The sequence below is a fragment of the Burkholderia sp. Ac-20379 genome, from assembly GCF_017104645.1.
Lineage (GTDB): Bacteria > Pseudomonadota > Gammaproteobacteria > Burkholderiales > Burkholderiaceae > Burkholderia.
In genome coordinates this window covers 1-5256 of sequence record NZ_JAAGPF010000417.1, presented here as the reverse complement: position 1 = coordinate 5256, position 5256 = coordinate 1, and the positions used below count along the sequence as shown (strand labels likewise).

The 5256-nt window shown below is 67.8% G+C and carries 4 protein-coding genes; 3 read left to right on the top strand and 1 reads right to left on the bottom strand.

What is annotated here, in order from left to right; genetic code table 11:
* Nucleotides 1–1972: bifunctional 2',3'-cyclic-nucleotide 2'-phosphodiesterase/3'-nucleotidase (locus G3N92_RS30395; protein WP_241015119.1), on the bottom strand; the 1972-nt coding region annotated here is incomplete at its 3' end.
* A gap of 244 nt (nucleotides 1973–2216) precedes the next feature.
* Between G3N92_RS30395 and G3N92_RS30390 the strand changes: the two genes are divergently transcribed.
* The 3 genes from G3N92_RS30390 to G3N92_RS30380 are packed head-to-tail and all read left to right on the top strand — an operon-like array spanning nucleotide 2217 to nucleotide 5255.
* Nucleotides 2217–3368 carry an ABC transporter permease gene (locus tag G3N92_RS30390; RefSeq protein WP_241015118.1) on the top strand — a complete coding sequence of 384 codons (1152 nt, stop codon included), beginning with the start codon at nucleotides 2217–2219 and terminating at the stop codon, nucleotides 3366–3368.
* A gap of 50 nt (nucleotides 3369–3418) precedes the next feature.
* Nucleotides 3419–4285 carry an ABC transporter ATP-binding protein gene (locus tag G3N92_RS30385; RefSeq protein ID WP_206131251.1) on the top strand — a complete coding sequence of 289 codons (867 nt, stop codon included), beginning with the start codon at nucleotides 3419–3421 and terminating at the stop codon, nucleotides 4283–4285.
* 16 nt (nucleotides 4286–4301) lie between these two features.
* Complete coding sequence (locus G3N92_RS30380) at nucleotides 4302–5255, top strand: MlaD family protein (RefSeq protein WP_206131250.1); 954 nt, start codon at nucleotides 4302–4304, stop codon at nucleotides 5253–5255.
* Nucleotide 5256 lies beyond the last annotated feature (1 nt).

Sequence of the window (5256 nt, the reverse complement as noted above, 5' to 3'; positions counted from 1 at the left end):
CGGCGCGCAGCTGGCACTTCACGTGCGCGACCGAGGCGGGCAGCTTCGTGAAGTGCCAGCTGCGCGCCGCGCCGTCGGCCGTGCGCGTGACGGTGCCGCGCTTCTTGATGTACGAGATCAGCACGTCGCGGTTCGCGTCGGGCGACGCGAAGATCGTCTTGCTGCCGTCGAGGCCCGGGAAGTTGCCGCCGCCGCTCGCGCGATAGTTGTTGGTCGCGACGATGAACTGCGCGTTCGCGTCGAGCGCCACGTTCTTGTAGAGCAGGTTGCGGATCCGGCTGCCCTCGGGCTGCGAGACGTCGATCTCGTAGCTCAGGTCGGGCGACGTGAACATGTCGAAGTTGTAGCCGGGGAAGCTGCTGACGAGCGGCTGCACGGTGGCTTGCGACGGGTCGATCCGGTTGAAGCGCTTGGCGGCCGTCTCGAGCCAGTTCTTCAGGTCGCTGCCGCTGATCTTCACGGCATAGACGGTGTTCGGATACAGGTAGAGGTCGGCCGCGTTGTTGATCGCCAGGCCGCCCGGCGCGACGTCGGTGAAATCGTTGCCGCCGCCGAAGCCGCTCTTGAACGGCGCGCTGACCGACAGCACCGGCAGCGACGCGTATTGCGGCAGGTTCGCCTGCACGTAGGTCGACACGTAATCGGCCTGCGCCTCGTTGACGATCTGGATCGCGCCCGGATCGCCCACGTCGGCGAAGTAGGTCGTCATGCGGTAGTCGGTGCTGCCCACCGGCGTCTTCACGTAGTCGATGGTGGCCTGATGCTCGGCCGCGATCGCCGCCGACACGCTCGGATCGGCCGCCACGTAGGTCTTGTCGGCGTTCTGCGTGGAGCGCGCCTCGACCGTGGTTTGGGTCTTGTCGACGTTCCAGCGCGTGCCGTCCCAGGCCAAACCGAGCTTGATCACGCCGAGGTGCTTGCCCCAGTAGTTCGCCATCACGGTCGGCACGCCGTTGACGGTGCCCTTGACCTTGTCCACGCCCGGCAGGTTGAACTGCGCGACGGTGCTGGTGGCGTCCGGGAACACCTGATGCGAGTGGCCGATCAGCATCGCGTCGATGCCGGGCACCTGCGCGAGCCACCAGCTGCCGTTTTCCATGGTCGGCGAGTACGGCGAGTTGTCGAGGCCGCCGTGCGAAATCGCGACGATCAGGTCCGCGCCCTTCGCGCGCATCTCGGGGATGTATTTCTCGGCCGCTTCCTTGAGGCCGGTCGTGTAGACCTTGCCGTCGAGCCAGCGCTTGTCCCAGTTCATGATCGCGGGCGGCGTGAAGCCGATGATGCCGACCTTGACGGGCGCGCTGACGGTCGTGCCGTCGGGCGCGGTGGCGCTGACCGTCCTGGTGACGATCGTGTACGGCTGGAACAGCGGCTGGTTGGTCTTGGCGCTGATCACGTTGGACAGCACCTGCGGGAAGTTCGGCCCCGCGCAGGTTTTCTGCTGCGACGGATCGGGCAGGCCGTCGATGTCGAAGCGGTTGCCGGTGACCTGCGACAGGTACGGCAGCCCGTAGTTGAACTCGTGGTTGCCGATCGCGCCGCCGTCGAACTTCGCCGCGTTCATCACCTTGTAGATCGCGAGCGTCTGGTCGCACGCCACCGGCTTGACCAGCGCCTGGTAGTCGGACAGCGCGGTGCCCTGGATCGTGTCGCCGTCGTCGAACAGCAGCGTGTTCGGGTATTGCTTGCGCGCGGCCGCGATCAGCGTGGCGACGCGCTCGAAGCCGATGGAATTGTCCGCGGCCAGCTTGAAATAGTCGTACGACAGCACGTTGGTGTGCAGATCGGTGGTTTCCAGCACGGCCAGCGTGGCGCGCGTGCCGGCCGGCGCTTGCGCGGCGGCGGACGGCGTGGCGGCGGGGCTGTCGTCGTCGCTGCCGCAGGCGGACAGCAACGAGGCGGTGAGCAGGGCGGTGGCGGCGAGCACGGCCGCATGCGCCGCGCGAACGCGGAACGGCGAATCGAAACGCATCGGAATGTCCTGTCTGTTTTTTTAGGGGCGGAATGAACGGCGCGCGGACGCCGTCGGCCAGAACCGTTCGCAAGTATCGAAAGCGTTCATGACGGCGTAATGAAAGCTTGTCGACCGGAAACTGGAAGATTTCCTCGGTGGGCGGCCTCGCCGGGGGCGGGCAAGTGCCGATCCCGCTTCTGGCGCGCGCGCAGATGGGGTTCGATACAATGGCCGCTGTCACTTTTTTCGAGACGCCCGTTCCTTGGACTTCCAGACACCACCGGGTTTGTCGGTCGATGCCGGCAGCGGCGACAAGACCGTGCGCCTGTCCGGGCAATGGACAGCGCTGGCCCTTGCACGCAACCGCGGCGCCGTGGTGCGCCGCGCGGAAAAGCTCGCGCGCGAACTGTCGCGCGGCGGCGCGCAGGACGGGCCGGGCGGCCGCTGGGATCTCTCGTCGATCGAGCGGCTCGATCACGTGGGCGGCCAGGCGCTCTGGCGCGTCTGGGGCCACCGGCTGCCGGACGGCGTGGCGCTCACCGCGAATCAGCGCACCATCTTCGAACGGATCCAGCGCCTCGACGAGGTGCGCGAGGCGCCCGAGCCGGTGGTGCGCCACGATCCGATCACGCGCTTCGGGCTGTCGCTGATGCAGTTCGGCGAGCATCTGTATGGCGGGATCGGCATGTTCGGGCGCGTGATTCTCGATTTCGGCTCGATCCTGCGCCGCCCCAAGACCATGCCGTGGACGGAAATCTCGGCCAACGTCTACAACGCCGGCGCGAAGGCGCTGCCGATCACCGCGCTGGTCGCGTTCCTGATCGGCATCGTGCTCAGTTACCTGTCGGCGCAGCAGCTTCAGCAGTTCGGCGCGAACCGCTATATCGTCAACATCCTCGGGCTGTCGGTGATCCGCGAGCTGGGGCCGGTGCTGTCCGCCATTCTGGTGGCCGGGCGCTCCGGCTCGGCCATCACGGCGCAGATCGGCGTGATGCGCGTGACCGAGGAGCTTGACGCGATGCGCGTGATGGGCATCCCGCACGGGCTGCGGATCGTGCTGCCGCGCGTGATCGCGCTCGGCGTGGCGATGCCGCTGCTCGTGATGTGGACCAACATCGTCGCGCTGTCGGGCGGCGCGCTGGCGGCCAAGCTGGTGCTCGGCATCGACGCCAATTTCTTCGTGCGCTCGCTGCCGAGCGTGGTGCCGATCGCGAACCTGTGGATCGGGATCGGCAAGGGCGTGGTGTTCGGCATGCTGATCGCGCTGGTGGGCTGCCATTTCGGCTTCCGCATCAAGGCCAACTCGCAGAGCCTCGGCGAGGGCACCACCACCTCGGTGGTCAGTTCGATCACGGTGGTGATCCTCGCCGACGCCGTGTTCGCGATCCTGTTCCAGAACGTGGGGCTCGGATGATGAACGACAGGCCAACTTCCGCCGGCGACACCGGCGCCGCCGCGGGCGACATGCAGCCGGCAAGCGCGGCGCATGCGTCCGACGGCGCGCCCGACTATGTGATCGAAGTGCGCGACATGACCAAGCGCTACGGTCGCAACGTGATCCACGAACACCTCGATTTCGACGTGCGGCAGGGCGAGATCGTCTCGATCGTCGGCGGCTCGGGCTCGGGAAAGACCACGCTGGTGCGGCAGATCCTCGGGCTGGAGCGGCCCACCTCGGGCACCGTGCGCGTGTTCGGCCAGGACATCGCCACGCTCGACACCGATTCCGCGCGCGTGATGCGCAGCCGCTCGGGCATGCTGTTCCAGCACGGCGCGCTGTTCTCGTCGCTGACGGTGTTCGACAACATCGCCCAGCCGCTGCGCGAGCTGGGCCGCGTGCCGCAGGATCTGCTGCACGAGATCGTCATGCTGAAGCTGGAGATGGTGGGCCTGCCGTGCAAGCACGCCTCGAAGATGCCGTCGGCGCTGTCGGGCGGGATGGTCAAGCGGGTCGGCATCGCGCGCGCGATCGCGCTGGAGCCGGAGCTGCTGTTCCTCGACGAGCCCACGGCCGGGCTCGACCCGCGCGCCTCCGACGAATTCGTCGACCTGATCGCCACGCTGCATCGCACGCTGGGCCTGACCGTCGTGATGATCACGCACGATCTGGACACGATGGTGGCGCTCTCCACGCGGGTGGCGGTGATCGCCGACCGCAAGGTGCTGGTGGCCGCGCCGGTGGAGGAGGCGGCCAGCGTCGATCACCCGTTCATCAAGGAATATTTCCTCGGACTGCGCGGCCGCCGCGCGTTGCAGGCGTTGCCGCCCGAGCGGCGCGCGAAGCTGCCGAAGGCGGCGCTCGAGCCGGCGCTCTCCAGCGTCGAGCTGTAACTGGAAGGAATCGCGAATGGAAAACAAATCTCATGCATTCTGGGCCGGGCTGTTCACCCTCGGGCTGCTGCTCGCGATCATCGCGACCGTGTTCTGGTTCAACGTCGACCGCACGGTGCGGATTCCCTACGATCTCGTCGCGCGCACCAACGTGACGGGCCTGTTCCCCGACGCGGACGTGCGCTATCGCGGGCTCGGCGTCGGCAAGGTCGCGTCGATCCATTTCGACCGCGCGCACCCGGGCGAGATCGACATCCGCATCCTGGTCGACAAGGACGCGCCGATCACGCGCTCGACCTACGGCAGCCTCGGCTTCCAGGGCGTGACGGGCATCGCGTTCGTGCAGCTCGACGATACCGGCACCGATCCCGCGCCGCTGCCCACCTCCGACAAGGCGATCGCGCAGATCCCGCTCCATCCGAGCCTGTTCGACCAGCTCCAGAAGCGCGGCGACGTGCTGCTCAAGCAGATGGAGGTGGCCGCGTCGAGCGTCAACGCGATGCTGTCGCCGCAGATGCGCGAGCAAATCGAATCGACGGCCAAGAGCGTGCAGCAGGCCGCCGACGGGGTCAGCGCGCTGACGCATTCGCTCGAACCGGTCACGGCGCAGTTGCCCGAAACCACGCGCCGCATGAATCAGGCGCTGGCCTCGGCCGATTCGCTGCTCGCGCCGCGCGGCCCGCTCGCCGCCAATCTCGACCGCGCCGGCAAGGCCGCCGAACAGGCGGGAACTGCGCTGACCTCGATGAATCAGACGCTGTCCGAACTGAATGCGAGCGTGCGTTACGAGACGCTGCCGCGCGTCAACGCGCTGAGCTCGAACATCGGCGAAACTTCGCGCACGGTGCGCGATGCGGCCGATGAATTCAGCCGCAACCCGCGCAGCCTGCTGTTCGGCGCGAGCGCCGGCCTGCCGGGCCCGGGCCCGGGCGAGGCGGGCTTCGCCTGGCCGCAGCCGGCCGGGCGCTGAG